General features: G+C 64.5%; 24 protein-coding genes. 6 read left to right on the top strand and 18 right to left on the bottom strand.

What is annotated here, in order from left to right; translation table 11 throughout:
* Positions 1–169: 169 nt before the first annotated feature.
* The 13 genes from F3I62_RS09925 to F3I62_RS09865 all read right to left on the bottom strand — a co-directional run bounded on the left by F3I62_RS09925 (position 170) and on the right by F3I62_RS09865 (position 10,295).
* On the bottom strand, positions 170–952 hold the full coding sequence (locus F3I62_RS09925) for a TatD family hydrolase (RefSeq protein WP_160489495.1): 783 nt from the start codon (positions 950–952) through the stop codon (positions 170–172).
* A gap of 61 nt (positions 953–1,013) precedes the next feature.
* The gene (locus tag F3I62_RS09920; RefSeq protein ID WP_110682561.1) at positions 1,014–1,370 is read right to left on the bottom strand and encodes a PilZ domain-containing protein; all 357 of its coding nucleotides are present in this window, start codon (positions 1,368–1,370) and stop codon (positions 1,014–1,016) included.
* 34 nt (positions 1,371–1,404) lie between these two features.
* A complete protein-coding gene (locus F3I62_RS09915) occupies positions 1,405–2,391 on the bottom strand; it encodes a DNA polymerase III subunit delta' (protein WP_160489494.1) in 987 nt (328 codons plus the stop codon).
* A complete protein-coding gene (gene tmk / locus F3I62_RS09910) occupies positions 2,384–3,016 on the bottom strand; it encodes a dTMP kinase (protein ID WP_160489493.1) in 633 nt (210 codons plus the stop codon). The genes F3I62_RS09915 and tmk overlap by 8 nt, the downstream gene beginning before the upstream one ends.
* A 9-nt stretch (positions 3,017–3,025) precedes the next feature.
* Positions 3,026–4,063, bottom strand: a complete 1,038-nt coding sequence (mltG, locus tag F3I62_RS09905; RefSeq protein WP_160489492.1) for an endolytic transglycosylase MltG — start codon at positions 4,061–4,063, stop codon at positions 3,026–3,028.
* 3 nt (positions 4,064–4,066) lie between these two features.
* Positions 4,067–4,882, bottom strand: coding sequence for an aminodeoxychorismate lyase (pabC, locus tag F3I62_RS09900; protein WP_160489491.1), 816 nt, complete (start codon positions 4,880–4,882; stop codon positions 4,067–4,069).
* Entirely contained in the window at positions 4,882–6,126 is a 1,245-nt protein-coding gene (gene fabF, locus F3I62_RS09895) for a beta-ketoacyl-ACP synthase II (protein WP_160489490.1), read from the bottom strand. The genes pabC and fabF overlap by 1 nt, the downstream gene beginning before the upstream one ends.
* Before the next feature lie 112 nt (positions 6,127–6,238).
* Positions 6,239–6,472, bottom strand: coding sequence for an acyl carrier protein (gene acpP, locus F3I62_RS09890; protein ID WP_160081363.1), 234 nt, complete (start codon positions 6,470–6,472; stop codon positions 6,239–6,241).
* Positions 6,473–6,660: 188 nt separating this feature from the next.
* Positions 6,661–7,404 carry a 3-oxoacyl-ACP reductase FabG gene (gene fabG, locus F3I62_RS09885; RefSeq protein ID WP_160489489.1) on the bottom strand — a complete coding sequence of 248 codons (744 nt, stop codon included), beginning with the start codon at positions 7,402–7,404 and terminating at the stop codon, positions 6,661–6,663.
* A 20-nt stretch (positions 7,405–7,424) separates the two neighbouring features.
* Positions 7,425–8,363, bottom strand: coding sequence for an ACP S-malonyltransferase (gene fabD / locus F3I62_RS09880; protein WP_160489488.1), 939 nt, complete (start codon positions 8,361–8,363; stop codon positions 7,425–7,427).
* A gap of 194 nt (positions 8,364–8,557) precedes the next feature.
* Positions 8,558–9,568, bottom strand: coding sequence for a phosphate acyltransferase PlsX (gene plsX / locus F3I62_RS09875; RefSeq protein ID WP_372240108.1), 1,011 nt, complete (start codon positions 9,566–9,568; stop codon positions 8,558–8,560).
* 3 nt (positions 9,569–9,571) lie between these two features.
* A complete protein-coding gene (rpmF, locus tag F3I62_RS09870) occupies positions 9,572–9,754 on the bottom strand; it encodes a 50S ribosomal protein L32 (protein WP_003245185.1) in 183 nt (60 codons plus the stop codon).
* Between the two features lie 13 nt (positions 9,755–9,767).
* Positions 9,768–10,295 (bottom strand): YceD family protein, encoded by a 528-nt coding sequence (locus F3I62_RS09865; RefSeq protein WP_160081371.1) that lies wholly within the window; start codon positions 10,293–10,295, stop codon positions 9,768–9,770.
* 106 nt (positions 10,296–10,401) lie between these two features.
* Between F3I62_RS09865 and F3I62_RS09860 the strand changes: the two genes are divergently transcribed.
* Entirely contained in the window at positions 10,402–10,980 is a 579-nt protein-coding gene (locus F3I62_RS09860) for a nucleoside triphosphate pyrophosphatase (RefSeq protein ID WP_160489486.1), read from the top strand.
* Positions 10,981–11,033: 53 nt separating this feature from the next.
* Here F3I62_RS09860 and sppA read toward each other — a convergent pair whose 3' ends face one another.
* The 3 genes from sppA to rluC are packed head-to-tail and all read right to left on the bottom strand — an operon-like array spanning position 11,034 to position 13,645.
* A complete protein-coding gene (gene sppA / locus F3I62_RS09855; protein ID WP_160489485.1) occupies positions 11,034–12,014 on the bottom strand; it encodes a signal peptide peptidase SppA in 981 nt (326 codons plus the stop codon).
* A complete protein-coding gene (locus tag F3I62_RS09850; RefSeq protein ID WP_160489484.1) occupies positions 12,004–12,699 on the bottom strand; it encodes an HAD-IA family hydrolase in 696 nt (231 codons plus the stop codon). The genes sppA and F3I62_RS09850 overlap by 11 nt, the downstream gene beginning before the upstream one ends.
* Complete coding sequence (gene rluC / locus F3I62_RS09845) at positions 12,692–13,645, bottom strand: 23S rRNA pseudouridine(955/2504/2580) synthase RluC (RefSeq protein WP_160489483.1); 954 nt, start codon at positions 13,643–13,645, stop codon at positions 12,692–12,694. The genes F3I62_RS09850 and rluC overlap by 8 nt, the downstream gene beginning before the upstream one ends.
* Positions 13,646–14,209: 564 nt before the next feature.
* Between rluC and rne the strand changes: the two genes are divergently transcribed.
* The gene (gene rne, locus F3I62_RS09840; RefSeq protein ID WP_160489482.1) at positions 14,210–17,293 is read left to right on the top strand and encodes a ribonuclease E; all 3,084 of its coding nucleotides are present in this window, start codon (positions 14,210–14,212) and stop codon (positions 17,291–17,293) included.
* Between the two features lie 121 nt (positions 17,294–17,414).
* On the opposite strand, the gene F3I62_RS09835 is transcribed toward rne, so the two are convergent.
* A complete protein-coding gene (locus F3I62_RS09835; RefSeq protein ID WP_160489481.1) occupies positions 17,415–18,023 on the bottom strand; it encodes a tRNA-(ms[2]io[6]A)-hydroxylase in 609 nt (202 codons plus the stop codon).
* Between the two features lie 265 nt (positions 18,024–18,288).
* Between F3I62_RS09835 and F3I62_RS09830 the strand changes: the two genes are divergently transcribed.
* The 3 genes from F3I62_RS09830 (at position 18,289) to F3I62_RS09820 (ending at position 21,449) form a co-directional block, all read left to right on the top strand.
* A complete protein-coding gene (locus tag F3I62_RS09830) occupies positions 18,289–19,152 on the top strand; it encodes a universal stress protein (protein WP_160489480.1) in 864 nt (287 codons plus the stop codon).
* 448 nt (positions 19,153–19,600) lie between these two features.
* A complete protein-coding gene (locus F3I62_RS09825) occupies positions 19,601–20,464 on the top strand; it encodes a universal stress protein (protein ID WP_160489479.1) in 864 nt (287 codons plus the stop codon).
* 115 nt (positions 20,465–20,579) lie between these two features.
* Positions 20,580–21,449, top strand: coding sequence for a universal stress protein (locus F3I62_RS09820; RefSeq protein WP_160489478.1), 870 nt, complete (start codon positions 20,580–20,582; stop codon positions 21,447–21,449).
* A gap of 14 nt (positions 21,450–21,463) precedes the next feature.
* Here the strand turns inward: F3I62_RS09820 and F3I62_RS09815 are convergent, their stop codons facing one another.
* Positions 21,464–21,940 (bottom strand): DUF1289 domain-containing protein, encoded by a 477-nt coding sequence (locus F3I62_RS09815; RefSeq protein WP_160489477.1) that lies wholly within the window; start codon positions 21,938–21,940, stop codon positions 21,464–21,466.
* A 460-nt stretch (positions 21,941–22,400) separates the two neighbouring features.
* On the opposite strand from F3I62_RS09815, the gene F3I62_RS09810 reads away from it, so the two are divergent.
* A partial coding sequence (locus F3I62_RS09810) for a bifunctional aconitate hydratase 2/2-methylisocitrate dehydratase (RefSeq protein ID WP_160489476.1) occupies positions 22,401–23,943 on the top strand: 1,543 nt, incomplete at its 3' end.

Here is a 23,943-nt window from a genome sequence, read left to right as displayed (position 1 = left end):
GGTGCGCGGCATCTCCCCCCAAGTGCCCCGCCAGGCAAGATACCGTGGACCGCGTATCTTGATTTACTCCTAATGGTCTTGACCCGGATTCATCCCCCAGAACCCGGGTTTTTTTTGCCTGCGATTTGACCAACTCATCCGCCCGGCAAAGTCCGGCGCCGCGAATCGCTCAGGCCACCCGCGCCAGCGGGAACAGGCGCTTGAAGTTGGCGCTGGTCTGCGCGGCCAGGTCCTCGAAGCGCTCGCCGCGGACCAGGGCCAGAAACTCGGCCACCTCGCGCACGTATTGCGGCAGGTTGGCCTTGCCGCGATAGGGAATCGGCGCCAGGTAGGGCGAATCGGTCTCCACCAGCAGGCGCTCGGCCGGCACCTTGCGCGCCACTTCGCGCAGGGCATCGGCATTGCGGAAGGTGACGATGCCGGACAGCGAGATGTAGAAGCCCAGGTCCAGCGCGGCCTTGGCCATCTCCCAGTCCTCGGTGAAGCAGTGCAGCACGCCGGCCTGGGGCAACGCGGCCTCGCGCAGCAAGGCCAGGGTGTCGGCCCGCGCCTCGCGGGTGTGCACGATCACCGGCTTGCCGGTCTGCCGGGCGGCCTCGAGATGCAGGCGGAAGGAGGCCTGCTGCAGTTCGGCGGCTTCCGGCTCGTAGTGGTAGTCCAGGCCGGTTTCACCGATGGCCACCACATGCGGGTGGTTCAGCTCGGCCAGCAGCCAGTCCAGCACCGGCGCGGCGCCCGGCTGCAGATCCAGCGGGTGGACGCCGATCGAACAATCGACATCGGCGTAGCGCTCGGTCAGCCCCTTAACCGCCGCGGCATTGTCCGCGCTGACGCCGATGCACAGGAAGTGCCCCACGCCACGGGCGCGGGCCGCGTCGAGGGCGGCATCCAGCGAGCCGTTATGCGCCGCCAGGTCGAGGCGGTCGAGGTGGCAATGGGAGTCGATCAGCATGGGCATACCAGTTAAACGAAAACGCCACCCTCGCGGGTGGCGCAGAGTCATACGGAGTGGCTTACATGGTGTGGGTCGGACGATCCGACTTCAACGCACCGGCCAGGTAGGTTTCGATCTTGTTGCGCGCGGTGTTGTCACCATCGTTGAACTGCACGCCAACCCCGGCGGCCCGGTTGCCCTGGGCACCTTTCGGGGTGATCCAGACGACCTTGCCGGCCACCGGGATCTTCTCCGGCTCGTCCATCAGGTTGAGCAGCATGAACACCTCGTCACCGAGCTTGTAGCTCTTGGCCGTGGGAATGAACAAGCCACCATTCTTGATGAAGGGCATGTAGGCGGCGTAGAGCACGGACTTGTCCTTGATGGTCAGGGACAGGATTCCGTTACGCGGTCCAAGATTGGGTGGCAAGCTCATGCGGCATTCCTAGCAAACTATCCAATTTTCGATTCTAGCCCGGTCCAGCCAGGCTTGCCCACTGCACCAGCAGTGCTTCGAGAAGCAAGACACTGTTCAGATTGGCCTTATTCAGGACTTTCTGCCGCTGTTGCAGCAGCCAGTCCTGCATCGCCAGCACCCGCGCCTGCGGCGTTTTGCCCGCCAGGTACTGCACCACCTTGCGCATATCCGCCAGGCCCAGACCCTCCTCGTCCTGGGTCAGCTGATAGCGCAGCATGGCCTGCGTCCAGTCGCAGAACCAGTCGAACAGCATGGCCATCGGCAGGGTCTTCCAGGCCTCGGCCAGCTGGCTGGCGCTGGCCTGCTGCTTGAGCAGTTTCTTCACCCCGTCGACCACCAGCGCGCGCTGTTCACGCACGCCCTGCTGGTGCAGGCGCCGCGCCATCAGCGGCGAACCGCCGGCCAGGGTGAGCAGTTCGCGGCGCTCGTCCTCGTCGCACTCGGGCAATGCCTCGGCCAGCCAAGCCAGGCTGCTGGCCTGATCGGGCAGCGGGCAGGCCTGCTGCACGCAGCGGCTCTTCACGGTCGGCAGCAGCCGGCTGGGCTGGTGGCTGACCAGCAGCAACACGGTATTGCCGGCCGGCTCCTCGAGGCTCTTGAGCAAGGCGTTGGCGGCATTGATGTTCATCGCCTCCACCGGTTCCAGCAGCACCACCTTGCGCCCGCCGAGCTGGGCGGTCTGCACCACGAAACTGACCAGATCGCGCACCTGGTCGACCTTGATGCCCTTGTCGGCCTCTTCCGGCTCGAGGATGTAGTTGTCCGGGTGACTGCCGGCCGCCAGCAGGTGGCAGCCCTTGCACTGGCCGCAGGCTTCCAGGCCATTCGGCCTCTGGCACAGCAGCAGCGCCATCAGGCGCTCGGCCAGGTGGCGCTTGCCGATGCCGGCCGGGCCGTGCAGCAGGTAGGCGTGGGCATGCTGCTGGCGCCCGGCCAGCTGCTGCCACAGGGCCTGCTGCCAGGGGTAGGCTTCAGCCACGGCAACGCTCCAGGATTTCCGGCAGCAGCCGGTCGATGGACTGCTGCACGCCGGCCAGCGACTGCGCCGCATCCAGCACGCGGTAACGGGCCGGCTCCGCCGCGGCGCGCTGCAGGTAGGTGTGGCGCACGGCATCGAAGAAGCTGCGCCCTTCCTGCTCGAAGCGGTCCAGGCGCCCGCGGGCGGCGGCACGGGACAGGCCGACCTCGATCGGTAGGTCGAAGACCAGGGTCAGGTCGGGACGCAGCTCGCCCTGCACGAAATTTTCCAGGGTGGCGATGCGCGCGACGGACAGCCCGCGCCCACCGCCCTGGTAGGCATAGGTGGCATCGGTGAAGCGATCGCAGAGCACCACGCAGCCACGGGCCAGGGCCGGGCGGATGACCTCGGCCAGGTGCTGGGCGCGCGCGGCGAACACCAGCAGCAGCTCGGTATCGGCGGCCATCGCTTCATCGCTGGGGGTCAGCAGCAGCTCGCGGATACGCTCGGCCAGCGGCGTGCCCCCCGGTTCGCGGGTCAGCAGCACCTCGATGCCCTGCTCGCGCAGGCACTCGGCGAGGTATTCACGGTTGGTGCTTTTGCCGGCGCCTTCCGGGCCTTCAAGGGTGATAAACAGACCGCTCACGGATGATCCTTATTGGCGCACGGGGCTGGAGCGATAGTCGGCACGGCGCTTGAGCTGGTACTCGCTCACCGCGCGATTGTGCTGTTCCAGGGTGTCGGAGAATACATGGCTGCCGTCGCCACGGGCGACGAAGTACAGGCTCTTGCCGTCAACCGGGTGCAGCGCGGCATGAATCGCCTCGCGGCCGACCAGGGCAATCGGCGTCGGCGGCATGCCGTCGATGGTGTAGGTGTTGTAGGGCGTGGGCTCGCGCAGGTGGGCGCGGGTCAGGTTGCCGTTGTAGCGCTCGCCCAGGCCGAAGATCACCGTCGGGTCGGTCTGCAGGCGCATGCTGCTGCGCAGGCGCCGGACGAAGACGCCGGCGATCTGCCCGCGCTCTTCCGGCACCCCGGTCTCCTTCTCCACCATCGAGGCCATGATCAGCGCATCGTAGGGCTTGCGGTACGGCAGGCCCTCGGCACGCTTGCCCCACTCCTCGTTCAGCACCAGATCCAGGCGGGCATGGGCCTGCTTGAGCAATTCGAAATCGCTCATGCCACGCACATAGCGGTAGGTATCGGGAAAGAAGCGCCCCTCGGGGCTGACGCCCGGCTGCCCCAGCTTGGCCATCAAGGCGGCATCGTCGAGTTCGGCCACGCTCTGCTGCAAGGCACTCTGCCGGCTCAGGGCGGCACGCACCTGGCGAAAGCTCCAGCCCTCGACCAGGGTCAGGCTGTACTGCACCACTTCGCCGCGCTGCCACAGCCCCAGCAGATCGCGCGCCGTGTGCTCGGGCAGCAGGCGGTATTCGCCGCTGTGCAGAGCCTGGCCAGGCAACTTGAAGCGCCAGTACTGGCGCAACCAGAAGGCGCCATCGAGCACCCCGTCGGCTTGCAACTGGTTGAGCAGGCCACCGGGAGTGGCGCCGGGCTCGACATTCAGCAGGCGCGCCTCGCTCAGCTGCAGCGGTTGCTCCAGCGCCGATTGCAGGCGCCAGGCGGCCAGCGCCAGGGATACCACGAGCAGCAGCACGCCTGCGGCGAGCAGCAGCAAAAGCTTGCGTATCACGGATCAGGAATCCAGAAGACTGCGGATAATGCCCTGCAGTTTACGGGTCAACGGCCCGACCGACCAGTCGTGCCCCTGCAGCTCGCGCACCGGCCAGATGCCATACAGGCTATTGCAGAGGAACACCTCGTCGGCGCCGAGCAGGTCGGCGCGGCTGATATCGCCCACCTGCACGGCAATTCCCAGGGCGGCGGCCTGCTCCAGCACCTCGGCGCGCATCACCCCGGCAACGCCGCAGCGCGACAGGTCGGCGGTGAGCAGGCGGCCATCCTTGACCAGGAACAGATTGCTGTAGACGCCCTCGATCACCCGTCCGGCGCCATCACACATCAGCCCCTCGGCATAGGCCGGATCCTGCCACTCGCTGCGGGCCAGGACCTGCTCAAGACGGTTGAGGTGCTTGAGCCCGGCCAGCAACGGCTGTTCGGCCAGGTGCGTAGCGCAGGGAAACAGGCGCACGCCCCGTTCGGCATGCTCCACCGGGTAGACCGGCATCGGGCTGGCGAGCAGGATGCGGCGGGGTTGCGTGGGCTGTGGCAGCGCATAACCGCGCGCGCCCTCCCCGCGGGTGACCAGCAACTTGGCGACGCCCTCGCCCAGCTCGGCGCAGAAGGCCAGCAGCTCGCGCTCCAGCTCGCCGAGGTCGAGCGGCAGGCTCAGGCGCCGCAGGCCATCGGCGAGGCGCGCCAGGTGGCGAGCCAGCAGACGCGGCCGCCCACCGCGCACGGCGATCGTCTCGAACAGACCATCGCCGTAGGCCAGGCCACGGTCCAGCACGGACAGCTGCGCCGCCGGCTGGCCGTCGACCCAGCTCAACATCAACCGGCGAACCGACGGAATACCAGCGAGCCGTTGGTGCCGCCAAAGCCGAAGGAGTTGGACAGCACCGCGTCGATCGGCATGGCCTTGGCCTGGTGCGCGACGAAATCGAGGTCGCAGCCTTCGTCCGGCTCATCCAGGTTGATGGTTGGCGGCGCCACCTGGTCGCGGATCGCCAGCACGCTGAAGATCGCCTCGACGGCGCCCGCCGCGCCCAGCAGGTGACCGGTCATCGACTTGGTCGAACTGACCGCCAGCTTGTAGGCCTGCTCGCCGAATACCGACTTGACCGCCGCGGCCTCGGCCTTGTCGCCGGCCGGGGTCGAGGTGCCGTGGGCGTTGATGTACTGTACCTGGTCGGCGTTCAACCCAGCATCACGCAGGGCGTTGGCCATGCAGCGGGCGGCGCCGGCGCCGTCTTCCGGCGGCGAAGTCATGTGGTAGGCGTCACCACTCATGCCGAAACCGACCAGTTCGGCATAGATGGTCGCACCGCGAGCCTTGGCGTGTTCGAGCTCCTCGAGCACCAGGGCGCCGGCGCCATCGGACAGGACGAAGCCATCACGCCCCTTGTCCCACGGTCGGCTGGCCCGTGCCGGATCGTCGTTACGGGTGGACAGCGCACGCGCCGCGCCGAAACCGCCCATGCCCAGGCCGCTGGTGGCCATTTCCGCGCCACCGGCGACCATCACGTCGGCTTCGCCATAGGCGATATTGCGCGCCGCCATGCCGATGCAGTGGGTGCCGGTGGTGCAGGCGGTGGCAATGGCGTAGTTGGGGCCCTGCAGACCCAGATGGATCGACAGGAAGCCGGAAATCATGTTGATGATCGAGCCGGGCACGAAGAACGGCGAAATGCGCCGCGGCCCCTGTTCGATCAGCGACTTGCAGTTGTTCTCGATGTTGGTCAGGCCGCCGATGCCCGAGCCCATGGCCACGCCGATGCGCTCGCGGTTGGCGTCCGTGACTTCCAGGCCGGAATGACGCATCGCCTGGAAGCTCGCCGCCAGGCCGTACTGGATGAAGTAGTCGAGCTTGCGCGCCTCCTTGGCACTCAGGTACTCCTCGACATTGAAGCCCCGCACCGAGCCGCCAAAACGGGTGGAAAAGGCGGAAAGGTCCATATGCTCGATCAGGCCGATGCCACTGCGGCCGGCCAGGATGCCCTGCCAGCTGCTTGCCACATCGACGCCCAACGGCGACAGCATGCCCATACCGGTAACCACAACGCGTCTACGCGACACAGCGAAATCCTCTTGTTCTGTTTGAAACCTGCCGGCCCATCAAAGAAAAACCGCACGCCTCGTGAGGGGCAGTGCGGCTTTTCCGGGTCCGAAAACCGTCGATTACGATCAATCAGCCGTGGGCGTTGATGTAGTCGATGGCTTCCTGAACGGTGGTGATCTTCTCAGCTTGCTCGTCCGGGATCTCGGTCTCGAATTCCTCTTCCAGAGCCATCACCAGCTCGACGGTGTCAAGGGAGTCGGCGCCCAGGTCTTCGACGAAGGAAGCGCTGTTGGTAACTTCGTCTTCTTTAACGCCCAGTTGCTCGGCGACGATTTTCTTGACGCGTTCTTCGATGGTGCTCATGTCTAGTTTTCACTCCTATGGAAAAAATCCGTGCAGCTGAGCCGCAGTGTATAGAAAGGGTTTTCTAACTTTCAAGCCAAACGCCGAGCCCTTCCGAAACAGTTCACAGCGCCGTCTACTGCTAGTTGCACTTTTGTAACGAACTTTAGACAGCTTTTATGACAATTTCCCGCAGGCTCGAGTCACATTCAACTCATGTACATGCCGCCATTCACCGGCACGGTTGCGCCGGTCACATAGGCCGCGCCGTCGGACGCGAGGAAACCGACCACCTTGGCGATTTCTTCCGCCTGGCCCAGACGCCCCAGGGGAATCTGCGTCAGCAGCGCTTCGCGCTGGGCTTCCGGCAGTTCGCGGGTCATGTCGGTATCGATGAAGCCCGGGGCCACCGAGTTGACGGTAATGGCACGGGAACCCACTTCGCGCGCCAGGGCGCGACCGAAGCCCTCCAGACCGGCCTTGGCCGCAGCATAGTTGACTTGCCCGGCATTGCCCATGGCGCCGACCACCGAGCCGATGCTGATGATGCGTCCCCAGCGGGCCTTGGTCATGCCGCGCAGCACGGCCTTGGACAGGCGGAACAGGCTGTTGAGGTTGGTATTGATGACGTCGAACCACTCCTCGTCCTTCATCCGCAGCATCAGGTTGTCGCGGGTGATGCCGGCATTATTGACCAGGATGGCCACCGCGCCGAATTCCTTCTGGATCTGCTCCAGCACGGCGCTGACCGATTCGTCGTTGCCAACATCCAGCACCAGACCGGCACCCTGGATGCCATTGGCCTTGAGCGCCTCGCCGATGCGCTCGGCGCCGGCCGGCGAGGTCGCCGTGCCGATCACCACGGCACCCTGGCGGCCGAGTTCGAAAGCGATGGCCTGGCCGATGCCACGGCTAGCGCCCGTTACCAGTGCAACCTTGCCTTGCAGACTCATAGAGGTCTCTCCTTGCTTAATCAAACCAGCGCCGCACGAACCGCCGCAAAGGCGTCCGGGGTCTCCAGATTGTGGGTATTGATGCCTTTGACGCAACGTTTGTTCAAGCCCGCCAGCACCTTGCCCGGTCCGCACTCGACCAGGTCGGTGACACCGCGCTCGGCCAGCAGGACCACGGTTTCCACCCAGCGCACCGGGCTGTAGAGCTGCGCCAGCAGGTCACGCTTGAGGGTCTCCAGGTCGGCCGGCACGGCGGCACTGACGTTCTGCACCAGGGCAATCTGCGGAGCCTGCCAGGCCAGGGCGGCCACGGCAGCGGCGAACTTTTCCGCCGCCGGGCGCATCAGCGCACAGTGCGACGGCACGCTGACCGGCAGCGGCATGGCGCGCTTGGCGCCCCGCGCCTTGCAGGCCTCGATGGCGCGCTCGACGGCAGCCGCGCCACCGGCGATCACCACCTGCCCCGGGGCATTGAAGTTCACCGCGCTGACCACCTCACCCTGGGCCGCTTCGGCGCAGGCAGCCAGCACATCGGCATCTTCCAGGCCGAGGATCGCCGCCATGCCACCCTGCCCGGCCGGCACAGCCTGCTGCATCAGCTGGCCACGCAGTTCGACCAGCTTGAGCGCCTCGGCAAAACCGATGCTGCCGGCAGCGACCAGGGCCGAATACTCGCCCAGGCTATGCCCGGCGACGAAGGCCGGACGCGCCCCACCCTCGGCCAGCCACAGGCGCCACAGGGCAATGGAAGCCGCCAGAATCGCCGGCTGGGTCTTGTCGGTTTCATTGAGGCGTTCTTCCGGGCCCTGCTGGATCAAGGCCCAGAGGTCATAACCGAGTGCCTCGGCGGCTTCGGCAAAGGTCTCGCGGATCAGCGGCTGTTGCGCGCCGATCTCGGCCAGCATGCCGAGCGACTGCGAACCCTGGCCAGGGAAGACAAATGCGAGGGAGTTAGACATCAGAACTTTCCCTTATCTACTGAACAATGGGAGAAGGTGAAACTGGCCAGGCCAGCTTTGGACTGCAGATTGGATGATCCGGAAAAACCTGCGGTCACAGACCAGACCGCGTCTTTTGCACGATGTGCGACCGGGACGGCGCCATCACCCGCAATGACGGGAAGGCTGGCACAGGCAAAAACGACGAGCAGAGATCAGAGCAGCAGGTCTTCGAGGCGGCCATGCAGGCGCTGCGGCAGGTTCTCGCGCACTTCGAGCAAAGCCCGACGAATGGCGCTCTGGAAGCCCTCCACGCCCGCCGCCCCATGGCTCTTGACCACGATGCCCTGCAGCCCGAGAAAACTCGCGCCATTATGCTGCGCCGGCGTCAGCTCGGTCTGCAGGCGCCGCAGCAACGGCAGCGCCATGCTGCCAACCAGGCGCGTGGCAATGTTTTCGCGGAACAGGGTCTCGATGCGTGCGGAAATCATCGACGCCAGGCCTTCGCTGGACTTGAGCAGGATGTTGCCGACGAAGCCGTCGCACACCACCACGTCGGCCTCGCCCCGGTACAAGCCATCGCCTTCGATGAAACCGGTGTAGTTCAAGCCCCGGGCCTGCTGCAGCAGGCTGGCGGCCAGCTTGACCTGCTGGTTGCCCTTGACCTCTTCGGTGCCGACGTTCAGCAGCGCCACGCGCGGCCGAACCACGCCCAGGGCCTCGGCGGCCACCGAGCCCATGACGGCGAACTGGTAGAGATGCTCGGCACTGCAGTCGACATTGGCGCCCAGATCGAGCAGCTGGCAGGTGCCGGTCGCCGTCGGCACCGGGCTGACCATCGCCGGCCGATCGATGCCCGGCAGGGTCTTCAGTACATAGCGCGACAGGGCCATCAACGCACCGGTATTGCCGGCACTGACGCAGGCCCTGGCTCGCCCGCTGCGCACCAGTTCCAGCGCCACCCGCATGGAGGCGTCGGGCTTGCCACGCAAGGCCTGCGAAGGTCGCTCATCCATGCCGATCACCTCGCTGGCATGCTCGACATGCAGGCGTGCGCGATCCACAGCAGGATGCCGGGCGATCAGGTCTTCGAGGATGGGGGCTTGGCCGACAAGGACCAGGTGCAACGAGGGGAATTCGGCCAGACAGGCGATGCTGGCTGGAACAATGCAGTGGGGACCGAAGTCCCCACCCATTGCATCAATCGCGATCAACGGAGCAGACAAGGATTACTCGTCAGCGCCCTTGTCGATCACTTTGCGACCACGGTATACGCCTTCCGGAGATACGTGGTGGCGCAGGTGAACTTCACCGGTGCTCTTCTCGACGGACAGGGTGCTGGCCTCGAGCGCATCGTGGGAACGACGCATGTCGCGGGCAGAGCGGGATTTTTTGTTCTGCTGAACAGCCATAACTGATTAACTCCTAAACGTTTGGGTCACGCTTTAACTGCGCCAATACACTGAACGGGTTGGACCGTGGCACCTCGTCCTCGCTCGACTCGGGCTCTTCGAGACCGGCCGGCTGCTGGCAATCCTCATGGGCATGGGCTGGGACGATGGGCAGAGCGAGCAACAGCTCGTCTTCGACCAGCGCCATCAGATCCAAAGGATCCTCACCCACTTCCAGCACGTCATAGCCCTTGGGCAGCGACTGGGTATCCGCGCCTTCCTTCACCACAGCGTAATCACACTCGCTTTGGATCGGCAGCACGACCAGTTCCAGACAACGCTGGCAAATCATCTTGACCTCAACCTTGAGCTCGCTGTGAATACTCACAGCACGTCGCTCACCACGCACGAAGGCCAGCTTCGCGTGCACAGTGCCAGCATTGTCTGCCAGCGACTCGCAGAGACGCTCGAAACTTGCCAACGGCATCGACCCTTCGAGGGTAACGCCGCGATCAGCGAGTTTGCGCGGATCAACGTGGGGTGGAATCGGTCCATTCAACATAGGCGCAGCATTCTAGGGATGCACCCTGGCGCTGTCAAAGGAAATTCCGCCCTGTGCGCCCAATGGGTGAGCCGTTAAAATTCGCCTCTTTAACCCGGAGAATCCCATGCTACCCCTGGTGCTCGCCTCAAGCTCAGCCTATCGCCGCGAACTGCTGGCGCGCCTGCGCCGACCGTTCACCTGGAGCGCGCCGTCCATCGACGAGACGCCGCTCCCGGGAGAACGCGCCGAAGCCCTGGTGCGTCGCCTGGCCGAAGCCAAGGCGCGAGCCCTCGGCGAAGCCCATCCGCAGCACCTGATCATCGGCTCGGATCAGGTCGCCGTGCTGGGCGAACAGATACTCGGCAAACCGCACGACTTCCAGCGCGCCAAACACCAGCTACTGGCCGCCAGCGGCGCCAGCGTCACCTTCCTCACCGGCCTGGCCCTGCTCAACAGCGCCAGCGGCCACTGCCAGGTCGACTGCATTCCCTTCACCGTACACTTTCGCCAGCTGGACGAAGCCCAGATCAGCCGCTACCTGGGGCTCGAACAACCCTACGACTGCGCCGGCAGCTTCAAGGCCGAAGGCCTCGGCGTCAGCCTGTTCCGCGCCACCGAAGGCGACGACGCCACCAGCCTGATCGGCCTGCCACTGATCCGCCTGGTCGGCATGCTGCACGAGGAAGGCATCAGCATTCCCTGAACACCCCATATAAAGAAGCCCGGCAAGCCGGGCCTCTCTTATCACGGGAGCACTCAGCGCAGCGTCGGCCCCTGGAAGCCCGCCCAGATTGCCAGGTGCTCGGCCACGCTGGCACCGAGCTTCTTGGCAAAACGGTCGAAAGGCGTCTCCTCGCGAGTGTAGTCAACGATCTCCTTCGCCCCGATCACTTCGCGCGCGACAAAGCTGCTGCTGCCCAAGGCATCGACCAGGCCCAGTTCCAGCGCCTGCTCACCCGACCAGATCAGCCCGGAGAACAACTCGGGATGCTCAGCTGCCTTGAGGCGATCGCCACGCCCCTTCTTCACGCTGTCGATGAACTGCTGATGGGTGGTTTGCAGTACGCCCTGCCAGAACTGGGTTTCCTCCGCCTTCTGCGGCTGGAACGGATCGAGGAAGGCCTTGTGCTCACCCGAGGTGTAGACGCGACGATCCACACCGACCTTCTCCATCACCCCGACAAAGCCGAAGGTGGCCGCGGTCACCCCGATGGAGCCGACCAGACTGGCCTTGTCGGCATAGATCTGGTCGGCCGCACTGGCGATGTAATAGGCGCCGGAAGCCCCCAGATCACTGATCACCGCATACACCTTGATGTCCGGATGCTCGGCACGCAGGCGCTTGATCTCGTCATAGATGTAGCCGGACTGCACCGGACTGCCGCCCGGACTGTTGATGCGCAGCACGATACCCTTGGTTTTCGCGTCCTCGAAGGCCGCACGCAGACTGCTGACGACGTTGTCGGCACTGGCCGCCTCGTCCGCCATGATCATGCCGCGGATCTCGATCAGCGCCGTGTGGTTTTCGCTGCGCGCCGCGCTCTGCTGCAGATTCAGGCTCGGCGTGAACAGCACCAGCGCACCGAACAGGTAAATAAAGGTCAGCGTCTTGAAGAAAATCCCCCAGCGCCGCGCGCGCCGCTGCTCCTGCACGCCAGCCAGCAGGGTCTTTTCCAGCAGTTTCCAGCTCCGATCGTCGCCATTGCCAGCGACCGATGCATTCCATTCATCCGACATACTCGCCCACTCCAGCCGTCTGTTCATGTGCACGCGCACCCAACCAGGTACGCAACTCGGAAAACTCATTGATCGCCAGGCGCGGCCCGTAGGCCCGCAAACTGTCCAGCGGCTGCGCACCGAAGCCCACCGCCACCGAATCCATGCCGGCATTGCTCGCCATCTGCAGGTCGAAGGCCGAATCGCCAACCATCAGCGCCTGCTGCGGCTGCAGGGCAAAATGCGCCAGGATCTCCTGCAGCATCAGCGGATGCGGCTTGCTCGCCGTTTCATCGGCGCAGCGGGTAATGTCGAAGTAGTCCAGCCAGCCGCGCCCCTGCAGCACGCGCTGCAGGCCATGTCGGCTCTTGCCGGTAGCCACCGCCAGGCGATAGCCATCGGCACGGAAGGCCTCCAGCGACTCGGCCACCCCGGGAAACAGGGCCGACGGCTGATCTTCCAGCAACAGGTACTGTGCGCTGTAGCCCTCGCGAAAGCGTTCGATCTGCGCATGCTCGTCAAGTTCCGGATACAGGGTGCGAATCGCCTCGGGCAACCCCAGGCCGATGATGCCCTTGATGGCCGCATCGCTGAGCTGGGGCAGGCCGCTGAGATCGGCAGCCCGGCGCATGGCCGTGACGATCCGGCCGATCGAATCGACCAGCGTGCCGTCCCAGTCGAAGATCAGCAGTCGATAATCACGCACCGAGACGCTCCAGAGTTCGCGCCCACATTTCATCCACCGGCGCCTCCAGCTGCAGCTCGCCACCTTCCGGCAGGCTGATTTTCAGCGCATAGGCGTGCAGGAACAGACGCTTGCCACCCAGCTCGCGGATCTCGCGGGTGAAGTCATCATCGCCGTACTTGGAATCCCCGGCAATCGAATGCCCGGCATGCTTGGCATGCACCCGGATCTGGTGGGTACGCCCGGTAATCGGACTGGCCTCGACCAGGGTGGCGAATTCGCCGAAACGGCGCAGCACGCGGAATACGGTCAAGGCCTCCTTACCCTCGGGATTGACCTCGACCATGCGCTCGCCGGAACGCAGGTTGCTCTTCAGCAGCGGCGCACTGACCTTCTTCTTCGCCGTCGGCCAGTTGCCGCGCACCAGCGCCATGTAACGCTTGTCCACGCCGTCGCCGCGCAGCGCCTCGTGCAGGTGGCGCAGCATGCTGCGCTTCTTGGCGATCATCAGCAGGCCGGAGGTGTCGCGATCCAGGCGATGGACCAGCTCGATGTCCTTGGCATCCGGACGCAACTGGCGGAAAGCCTCGATCACCCCGTAATTCAGGCCGCTGCCGCCGTGCACGGCAATGCCGGCCGGCTTGTTCAGCACGATCAGCGCCTTGTCCTCATAGACGATGGCCGCCTCGAGGCGTTCCAGCAGGCTCTGCGCCAGCGGCACCGGCTCGTCACGCTCCGGCAGGCGCAGCGGCGGAACGCGTACGACATCGCCCGCCTGCAGCTTGTACTCGGGCTTTATCCGGCCTTTATTAACCCGCACCTCACCCTTGCGCAGGATGCGATAGATGAGGGTTTTCGGCACGCCCTTGAGGCGCGCGAGCAGGAAATTGTCGATTCGTTGGCCGGCAAGATCCGGCGCAACCTCAATCAGCTGGACGCCGGAGGTTGGAGAGGCAGGAGTAGTCATGCTGGCGATCATAACAATTTTTTATTGAATTGAAGCACTTAATCATTGCTGATATGCTCGGGAACGCCGCCAAAAGCGGACCGGCCAGCGGATGACCGACTACACAAGCATCCCTGCCGAGCGCAACCCATTCAGGACGTGAGGCCGTCCGACGGGATTTTCGCCGCACAAGAGCGCGAAGATCCCGGAAACAACGCCTTGAGCCATAGACGCGCAAGCCTCCCCCGGAAGCTTGCGAAAAATGCTAACCCGCTGCGGATTCTGCGAGCGGCACCCGATTTTAGCGATACGTGTAGGGTGGAGATGCACAACCGTCGGACTGCGTAGCAACAGGCTTTACAAGACGCGTCATTATCGTCCGCAGCGACTGGTTGATTCCTCCCCTGACTGAGTGCTTCTGTCACCACAGCAAGCAGGAGCGTCGTCGCAACCCAACCGCCACAGGCCAACGGTTGCTAGACACTGGAATGATTTACGCCCATTCCTGACGCGCCCTGACACCGACCGTGAGAGTCGTGTGTGCCAACCGCCGTTTCCGGCAGCCCCGGAAACCATTGGTACAACATGAAAAGAATGCTGATCAACGCAACTCAACCCGAAGAGTTGCGTGTCGCCCTGGTAGACGGCCAGAAGCTCTATGACCTGGATATCGAATCCGGTGCCCGCGAGCAGAAGAAGGCCAACATCTATAAAGGCCGCATTACCCGTGTCGAGCCCAGCCTCGAGGCTGCCTTCGTCGACTTTGGCGCCGAGCGCCACGGCTTCCTGCCGCTGAAAGAAATCTCCCGCGAATACTTCAGCAAGTCGCCCGAAGGCGGTCGCGTCAACATCAAGGAAGTACTCAAGGAAGGCCAGGAAGTCATCGTCCAGGTCGAGAAGGAAGAGCGCGGCAACAAAGGCGCCGCCCTCACCACCTTCATCAGCCTGGCCGGTCGTTACCTGGTGCTGATGCCGAACAACCCGCGTGCCGGCGGCATTTCCCGCCGCATCGAAGGCGAAGAGCGCAACGAGCTGCGTGAAGCGCTGAACGGCCTCAACGCCCCGGGCGACATGGGCCTGATCGTGCGCACCGCCGGCCTGGGCCGCAGCAGCGAAGAACTGCAACTCGACCTCGACTACCTGATCCAGCTGTGGACCGCGATCAAGGATGCCTCGCAGGATCGCGCCGCGCCGTTCCTGATCTATCAGGAATCCAACGTCATCATCCGCGCCATCCGCGACTACCTGCGCCAGGACATCGGCGAAGTGCTGGTCGACAGCGTCGAAGCCCAGGACGAAGCCCTCTCCTTCATCCAGCAGGTCATGCCGCAGTACGCCAGCAAGATCAAGCTGTATGAGGACAGCGTGCCGCTGTTCAACCGTTTCCAGATCGAAAGCCAGATCGAGACCGCCTTCCAGCGCGAAGTAAAGCTGCCGTCCGGCGGCTCCATCGTCATCGACCCGACCGAAGCCCTGGTGTCCATCGACATCAACTCGGCGCGCGCCACCAAAGGCAGCGACATCGAAGAAACCGCCCTGCAGACCAACCTGGAAGCGGCCGAAGAAATCGCCCGCCAGCTGCGCCTGCGTGACATCGGCGGCCTGATCGTCATCGACTTCATCGACATGACCCCGGCCAAGAACCAGCGCGCCGTGGAAGAGAAAGTCCGTGAAGCCCTGGAAGCCGACCGCGCCCGCGTCCAGGTCGGCCGCATCTCGCGTTTCGGCCTGCTGGAAATGTCCCGTCAGCGCCTGCGTCCGTCCCTGGGCGAGACCAGCGGCATCGTCTGCCCGCGCTGCAATGGCCAGGGCATCATCCGCGACGTCGAATCGCTGTCGCTGGCCATCCTGCGCCTGATCGAAGAAGAAGCCCTGAAGGACCGCACCGCCGAGGTCCGCGCCCAGGTGCCGATCCCGGTTGCCGCCTTCCTGCTCAACGAGAAGCGCAACAGCATCACCAAGATCGAGCTGCGCACCCGTGCGCGCATCATCATCCTGCCGAACGATCATCTGGAGACCCCGCACTTCGAAGTGCAGCGCCTGCGCGATGACAGCCCGGAAGTGCTGACCGGCCAGTCCAGCTACGAGATGACCCCGAGCGAAGTCGAAGACGCTCAGCCGGCCGCTGCCACCCGCACCCTGGTGCGCCAGGAAGCCGCCCTGAAGACCACCCCGCAGCGTGCTGCCGCCCCGACCCCGGCCACCCCGCCGGCCCCGCTGGCCCCGGTCGTTCCGACCCCGGAACCGAGCCTGTTCAAGGGCCTGGTCAAGTCGCTGGTCAGCCTGTTCGCCGGCAAGGAAGAAGCCGCCGCCCCGGTAGTCGAAGAGAAGCCCGCCGAGCGCAAGCCGCGCACTGACGAGCGCCGCAACAGCGGTCGCCAGCAGCCCCGTCGCGACGGCAACCGTGGCAGCCGCGGCAGCCGTGATGGCCGCGACGAAGAACGCAAGCCGCGTGAAGAGCGCCAGCCGCGCGAAGCCCGTGAACCGCGCGAGCCGCGTGAGGAACGCCAACCGCGCGAAGTGCGTGAGCCGCGTGAGCCACGTGAAGAACGTCAGCCACGCGAAGCCCGCGAAGGCCAGGAAAACCGTCGCGAGCGTCAGCCGCGCGAAGCCCGCGAGCCCCGCGAAGAGCGCCGCACCCGCGAGCTGCGCGAGCCGCTGGATGCCGCCGCCGGCGACGAAATCCGTAGCGAGGAGCGCGTCGAGCGCAAGCCGCGCGAGGAGCGTCAGCCGCGTCCGCCGCGTGAAGAGCGCCAGCCACGCACCGAACAGGTCGCTGCCGCAGCCGAAGAGGAAGTGCTGGAGAATGCCGAGCAGCAGGAAGACGGTCAGGACGACAGCGAAGGTGGCGATCGCCCCCGTCGCCGCTCCCGTGGTCAGCGTCGCCGCAGCAATCGTCGCGAGCGTCAGCGTGATGCCGACGGCAACCTGATCGAAGGCAGCGAAGAAAGCGCCGAAGAAGGTGCCGAACCCCTGGTTGCCGCCGGCGTTGCTGCAGTAGCGGTCGCCACCCTGGACAGCGCCGAGAGCCCGGTAGCCGAGGAGCAGCCGCAAGCGCCAAGCGCCACCGCGGAAGCCGTGGAAAGCCCAGCACTCAGCACGGAAGTGCCGAGCGCCGAGCCGGTCGTTAGCGAAGCCGCCGCCGAGCCGGCAGCCGAAGCCGTTGCCGCCGCAGTCGAAACCCCGGCAGCCGTGGAAGTCGAAGCTGAGGCTGAGGCTGAGGCAGCCCCGACAATCGCAGCCGAGCCAGCAGCCGCTGAGCCGGCAGCCGCTGAGCCGGTAGCTGCTGAGCCGGCAGCCGTTGAGCCGGTAGCGGTCGAAGTCGCCGCTGTCGAAGCTGCACCGGTTGTCGCAGCCGTCGAAGCGAGCAGCCCCGCTCCTGCCGAAGCCGCCCCGGCCGTCAGCAGCGGCGGTCGCGCGCCGAACGACCCGCGTGAAGTGCGTCGCCGTCAGCGCGAAGCCGAGCGCCTGGCCGCCGAAGCCGCCGCCGCTGCCCAAGCACCAGCAGCAGCCCCGGCAGCCGGCGTAAGCGAAGCCACGGTTGAAGCCGCGCCAGCCGAAGCAGAACCGGTTGCAGCCGAAGCCGAGCCGCAAGCGCAGGAAAGCGCCGAAGCCCTGGCCGAAACCACCGAGCAGCAGGACGCCGAAGAGCTCAAGCCACAGGCCTGAGCCCCACGCGCATAAAAAAGCCGGACCCAGTGTCCGGCTTTTTTATGCCTGCGATTCGAGCCAGCGGTTCAAGGCCACGGCAAACGGGTGGCGGCCAGTCGCAGACTGGCTCGCCGAGACTCTACTGAAGCGGTGGAATCCCGCTATGGAAGCGGAACTCGCGATCCGGCGACTCGATCAGTTCCTGCTCGACCGCCCGCACTCGCACCACGGCTTGATCGACATCCGCCGCCTCGCCGTACTGGTAGGCCAGCTTCAGATAGCCCTGATAGTGCCGCGCCTCGGACTTGAGCAAGCCGCCGTAGAACTTGCTCAGCTCCTCGTCCAGGTGTGGCAGCAATGCCTCGAAGCGTTCGCAGGAGCGCGCCTCGATAAAGGCGCCGACCACCAAGGTATCGACCAGCTTGTGCGGCTCATGGGTGCGCACGATGGCGCGCAGCGACGAGGCATAGCGGGCCGCCGACACCGGGCGCAGGCCTATCTTGCGCCGCTTCATGATGCGCAGCACCTGCTCGTGATGCACCAGCTCCTCGCGGGCCAGGCGCGACATGGCATTGAGCAGGTCGACATGGCTGCTGTACTTGGCCATCAGGCTCAAGGCCGTCGAGGCGGCCTTGAACTCGCAGTTCTTGTGGTCGATCAGCATGATTTCCTGATCGGCCAGGGCCGCACGGACCCAGGCCTGCGGCGTGGCGCAACCGAGAAAATCGGCAATCTCGGGAAAATTCATGCCGCACCGCCGAGCCGCGCGCCTGCGCGGTGCAAGACGCCGCGGACGCCAGGCGCCGGCGAAAATGGGAGGGAATCGGTTGCGGTCATCACGAACATGATATCGGTACGCATGCGTTCAACGCTGGCAGACAGGATAAGGGCGCGCCATTATACGAGTGGTGGCGCACAGGGCCAGTGATGTCGTGATACAGGTCAAGACCGATCCCACGACCGCCCGGTTATAGTGAACCCATAGATAAGCATCCATGTTCAGGGAGACGGTCATGCAAGCTATTCGCAGCATTCTGGTGGTGATGGACCCGCAACAGGAAGAGTGCCTGGCACTGAAACGCGCCAAGCTGATTGCCGGGGTAACGCAGTCCCATCTGCATCTGCTGATCTGCGACAAGAAGCAGGAACACGGCGCCCTGCTCGACAAGACCCGCGATAGCCTGATCAAGGAAGGCTACAGCGTCAGCAGCCAGGAGTGCTGGCACGAGAACCTCTACCAGACCATCATCACCGTGCAGCAGGCCGAAGGCTGCGGCCTGGTGATCAAGCAGCACTTCCCGGACAATCCGCTGAAGAAGGCCATCCTCACCCCGGATGACTGGAAACTGCTGCGTTACTGCCCCGGCCCGGTACTGATGGTGAAGACCGATACGCCCTGGACCGGCGGCATCATTCTCGCCGCCGTCGACGTGGGCAACAGCGATGCCGAGCACCGCACCCTACACTCCGGCATCGTCAGCCACGGCTACGACATCGCCGCCCTGGCCAAGGGCACCCTGCACGTGATCAGCGCGCACCCCTCGCCCATGCTCTCGGCCGCCGACCCGACCTTCCAGCTCAAGGAAACCATAGAGGCGCGCTACCGCGAACAGTGCAAGGCCTTCCAGGCCGAGTTCGAAGTCAGCGACGACCGCCTGCATATCGAGGAAGGCCCAGCCGACGTACTGATCCCCTACACCGCCGAAAAACTCAAGGCCGTGGTCACCGTGATCGGCACCGTCGCCCGCACTGGCCTGTCGGGCGCGCTGATCGGTAATACTGCGGAAGTGATCCTGGACACCCTGGAAAGCGACGTACTGGTACTCAAGCCGGACGAAATCATCGCCCACTTGGAAGAGCTGGTCGCCCAGCACTGAAGCACAGGGCGGGCGCGCCGCCGCCCGCCATATAGCTTGTCGAATTAGGGCTTAGAGTCAACTTGACTGTCCTGGGCGACGAACTGCCTATCCCGTCCCCAAAAGATCACCATACTTAAAAGTCTGGCGGTAAGACCCGCGCACCGCAGGCAGCCATCATCAGGAGCCTGACAGGGGCGCTCTTTCCGCAGTCCGGCCTGCCCGTCGCTGCAAAGCAGTGCAACCAGGACCGAGAGTGCCATGCCCGCCCCCCCCTGACAGGGACGGCGCCGATGCGCGAGAGCTACGTAGCGCGCTTCAGCCTCGCCAAGCTGACTTCGGCGCAACTGCCAGGAGGATCGAGCGTCAGCTGCAGACCCTAGACGCGCACGTCCACCCCATAGCCGCAACGGGCTGGGTCGCCCGCGCCATCCCCATAATTAATGTACTGAATGTACAGGGAGGCGCCATGCAAGCCACTTACAACACGCTCGTGGTAATGGACCCACAGCATCCGATCGACCTGATCCTGGCCAAGGCCAGGCAAATCGCCGACATCACCCACTCCCATCTGCACCTGCTGGTTTGCGCCAAGACCAATGGGCACTCCGACGAGCTACACGCCGTACAAGACCGACTTAGCCAAGAGGGTTATGGAGTGACAGCCGAGCAGGCTTGGCACGGCACTCCCTGCAAGACCATCCTGACTGTTCAACAAGCCGAGGGTTGCTCCCTGGTCATCAAGCAGCACTACAAGGACGGCACGCTAAAGAAGTCCCTGCTCACGCCCGAGGACTGGCAATTGCTGCGCCAATCCACCAGCCCCGTGCTGATGGCCAAGAGCACCACACCCTGGGCCGGCGGCACCATCCTCACGGCCATCGATGCCGGCAGTGACGACGTCGAGCACCGCCTGCTGCAGGTCGGCATCCTCAGCCACGGGCACGATCTCGCCATGCGGGCCAATGCCAGCCTGCACATGATGAGCGCCCACCCCTACCCCATGCTGTCGGCACGCGACCCCATGTTTCAGCTCAAAGAGGAAATCCAGCATTTCTATCAGGAGCAATGCAGGAGCTATCAGGATGAGTTCGAGATAAGCGATGAGCACTTGCACATCGAGGAGGGGCCGGCCGAAGTACTGATCCCAGGGATTGCCCACCGACTCGGCGCAGCCCTCACCATACTTGGCAGCGTGGGCCGCAGCGGCCTGTCTGGCGCACTGATCGGCAATACGGCCGAAACGGTACTCGACACTCTTGAAAGCGACGTCTTGGTCCTCAAACCCAATGACGTCATCCATGACCTGGAGGAGCTAACCACCCACCACTAGCACTGGCGACCCAAACCACCAATCACTCCAGCGAACAAGACCTGCCGCACTTTCTACCCAGTAACAGGCGGCAGGTTCCGCCGCAATCGGCGTCATCAACCAGCAGGAGATAGCCATGCGTTCGATACACAAGATCTTGGTAGCCATACCCCCAGAGCTAGACAGCCCTGCCCTGCAGCGCGGCCAACAACTGGCACGGGCACTGGGCGCCGAACTGCACTTGCTGGCCTGCGGCCAACACCAGGATCACAGCGAACTCCTCGACCGGCAATTGGCCAGCTTGCATGGTCAGGGCCTGCGCGCCAGCGGCGAACAGACCCGAGTGGCCATCCACCAGCTTTGCGACACTATTCTCGCGACCTGCCGCGCGCAGAACTGCGACCTGGTGATCAAGCAGTACCAGCCAGACACCTTGCTGAGCAAACTGCTCTCGCCACCCGACGACTGGCAGCTGGTACGCCAGTTACCCGTCCCCTTGCTGCTGGTGCGCAACCCTCGGCCCTGGACTGGCAGCACCGTCCTGGCCGCAATGGATGTGGCACGTCAGGATGCCGCACACATTGCCCTGCAGGGCAATGTCATCGATCACGCCAGCGAATTGTGCCAGCTGTTCGGCGCCCGTCTTCATGTGGTCAGCGCCTATGATCCCATGCTCCCGCAGGCCGATCCGAGCGTCCCCATTGATCACACTGACGCCACTCATTGTCATGATCAATGCCAGTGGTTCCAGGACGAATACGAGCTGTCCGAGCAGCAACTGCATATCAGTGAAGGTCCGGCCAAGGCGCTGATCCCACGAATCGCCCGGCAACTAGAGGCTGCAGTGATAGTACTGGGGACCGTCGCCCGCCACGGCCTATCAGGGTTACTCATGGGCAACACAGCGGAGGCGGTACTGGATCACCTGGACTGTGATGTACTGATCCTCAAGCCCCACACGCCAGAGCCGCAAGAAGCCGCGTCCGCTGGGCAACGAGCCGCCTGAGCCAGAGCGACAGGCTAAACGCGGACGTCCATGCCCTCGAGCAGGAACCTGGGGGCGATGTAGCGCTCGTAATGCGCCTCGGACAGCAGGAAAAACTCGCGATCGATGGCCTCGCGCAGCTCCGGCAGCGCCCACTCGCGGAACTCCGGCAGCAGCACCACGCCGTAGGCATCCAGGCGATTGATCACCCGCGAAGCCCGTGCGATCAACTGATAGGCCCAGCAATAGGCCGACTGCTCCGGGACGAAGCGCACCTGGTGCTGCTCCAGCTGCGCGCGCAGGCGCTGGGCATCGAACACCTCCAGCTTGCCCTGCATCACCTGCACCAGGAGGATCTCCAGGCGGCGCCAGACCGCGCGTTTCTCTTCCTCGGCATACAGGTTCCAGTTCACCACCTCATGGTGGAAACGCTTGCAGCCGCGGCACACGAGATCGCCGTAAACCGTGGAGCAGAGGCCGACGCAGGGGGTCTTGATGCGCTGATTGGACATGGCGGGAAAGGCAGGACACTGAAACAGGCAGGCCATATTAGCCGCTTACACCCACAGGGTCACCCTGACCGGACAGACGTTTGCCGACTCGCGCACCTCGACCTTGGTCGCAGGGCAGCAGGCCAGTCGCATCGGGCTTTGCGCTTAACTTTAGCCTCTTGTTCCAGTAGAATCGGACCGCCATTTTAGGCGTCGATGTCCGTCAGAAGCTGTTTTCAAAGCGTCACGAGCACAGTTAATCCGCCAGGAACGACGTTGACGCAGGCCCCGAGCCCGGCTCGAGCCCTGCGTCAGCCCTCATCGCCCTTGTTCCTGCGGCGTAAAACTTTGAAAACAGCTTCTTGTATGAGGCTATCGACACACCGGCCAAGGCGCTCAAAAAGCGCTGAAGCGCAGTGTGCGATGGTTTTCTGGATGAGCGTTGCGAGCCACCTCGCAACCACTGATGAGGGTAAAAACTGTGCTTGAAGCCTATCGCAAACACGTAGCAGAGCGTGCCGCTCAGGGTATCGTGCCCCAGCCGCTAAACGCCGAACAAACCGCAGGCCTGGTCGAGCTGCTGAAGAATCCTCCGGCCGGCGAAGAAGCCTTCCTGGTCGACCTGATCACCAACCGCGTACCTGCTGGCGTGGACGAAGCCGCCTACGTCAAGGCCGGTTTCCTCTCTGCCCTGGCCAAGGGCGAAGTCAGCTCCCCGCTGCTGAGCAAGACCCGCGCCGTCGAGCTGCTGGGCACCATGCAGGGTGGCTACAACATCACCACCATGGTTGAGCTGCTGGACAACGCAGAGCTGGCCGCCGTTGCCGCCGAGCAACTGAAGCACACCCTGCTGATGTTCGACGCCTTCCACGACGTCGCCGAGAAAGCCAAGGCCGGCAATGCCAACGCCAAGGCCGTACTGGCCTCCTGGGCCGAAGGCGAGTGGTTCCAGAACCGCCCTGCCGTCCCGGAAAAAGTCACTCTGACCGTATTCAAGGTCACCGGCGAAACCAACACCGACGACCTGTCGCCGGCTCCGGACGCCTGGTCCCGCCCGGACATTCCGCTGCACGCCCTGGCCATGCTGAAAATGGCTCGCGACGGCATCAACCCGGACGTTCCGGGCTCGGTAGGCCCGATCAAGCAGATGGAAGCCCTGAAAGCCAAAGGCTTCCCGGTTGCCTACGTCGGTGACGTGGTCGGTACCGGTTCCTCGCGTAAATCCGCCACCAACTCGGTGCTGTGGTTCTTCGGCGACGACATCCCCAACGTGCCGAACAAGCGCGCGGGTGGTTTCTGCTTCGGCACCAAGATCGCTCCGATCTTCTACAACACCATGGAAGACGCCGGCGCCCTGCCGATCGAATTCGATTGCAGCAACCTGGCCATGGGCGACGTCATCGACGTCTACCCGATCAAAGGCGAAGTCCGCCGTCATGGCAGCGACGAGCTGGTCACCACCTTCCAGCTGAAAACCGACGTACTGCTCGACGAAGTTCGCGCCGGCGGCCGTATTCCGCTGATCGTCGGCCGCGGCCTGACCGAGAAAGCCCGCGCCGAGCTGGGCCTGGCTCCGTCCACCCTGTTCAAGAAGCCGGAATCCCCGGCTGACAGCGGCAAGGGTTTCACCCTGGCGCAGAAGATGGTCGGCCGCGCCTGCGGTCTGCCAGAAGGCAAAGGCGTCCGCCCGGGCACCTACTGCGAACCGAAGATGACCACCGTCGGTTCCCAGGACACCACTGGCCCGATGACCCGTGACGAGCTGAAAGACCTGGCGTGCCTGGGCTTCTCCGCCGACCTGGTGATGCAGTCCTTCTGCCACACCGCGGCTTATCCGAAGCCGATCGACGTCACCACCCACCACACCCTGCCGGACTTCATCATGACCCGCGGCGGCGTGTCCCTGCGTCCGGGCGACGGCATCATCCACAGCTGGCTGAACCGCATGCTGCTGCCGGACACCGTCGGCACCGGTGGCGACTCGCACACCCGCTTCCCGATGGGCATCTCCTTCCCGGCCGGTT

The sequence above is a fragment of the Pseudomonas sp. R-28-1W-6 genome, assembly GCF_009799925.1.
Taxonomy (GTDB): domain Bacteria; phylum Pseudomonadota; class Gammaproteobacteria; order Pseudomonadales; family Pseudomonadaceae; genus Aquipseudomonas.
This window is presented reverse-complemented; position numbering and strand designations above follow the sequence as displayed.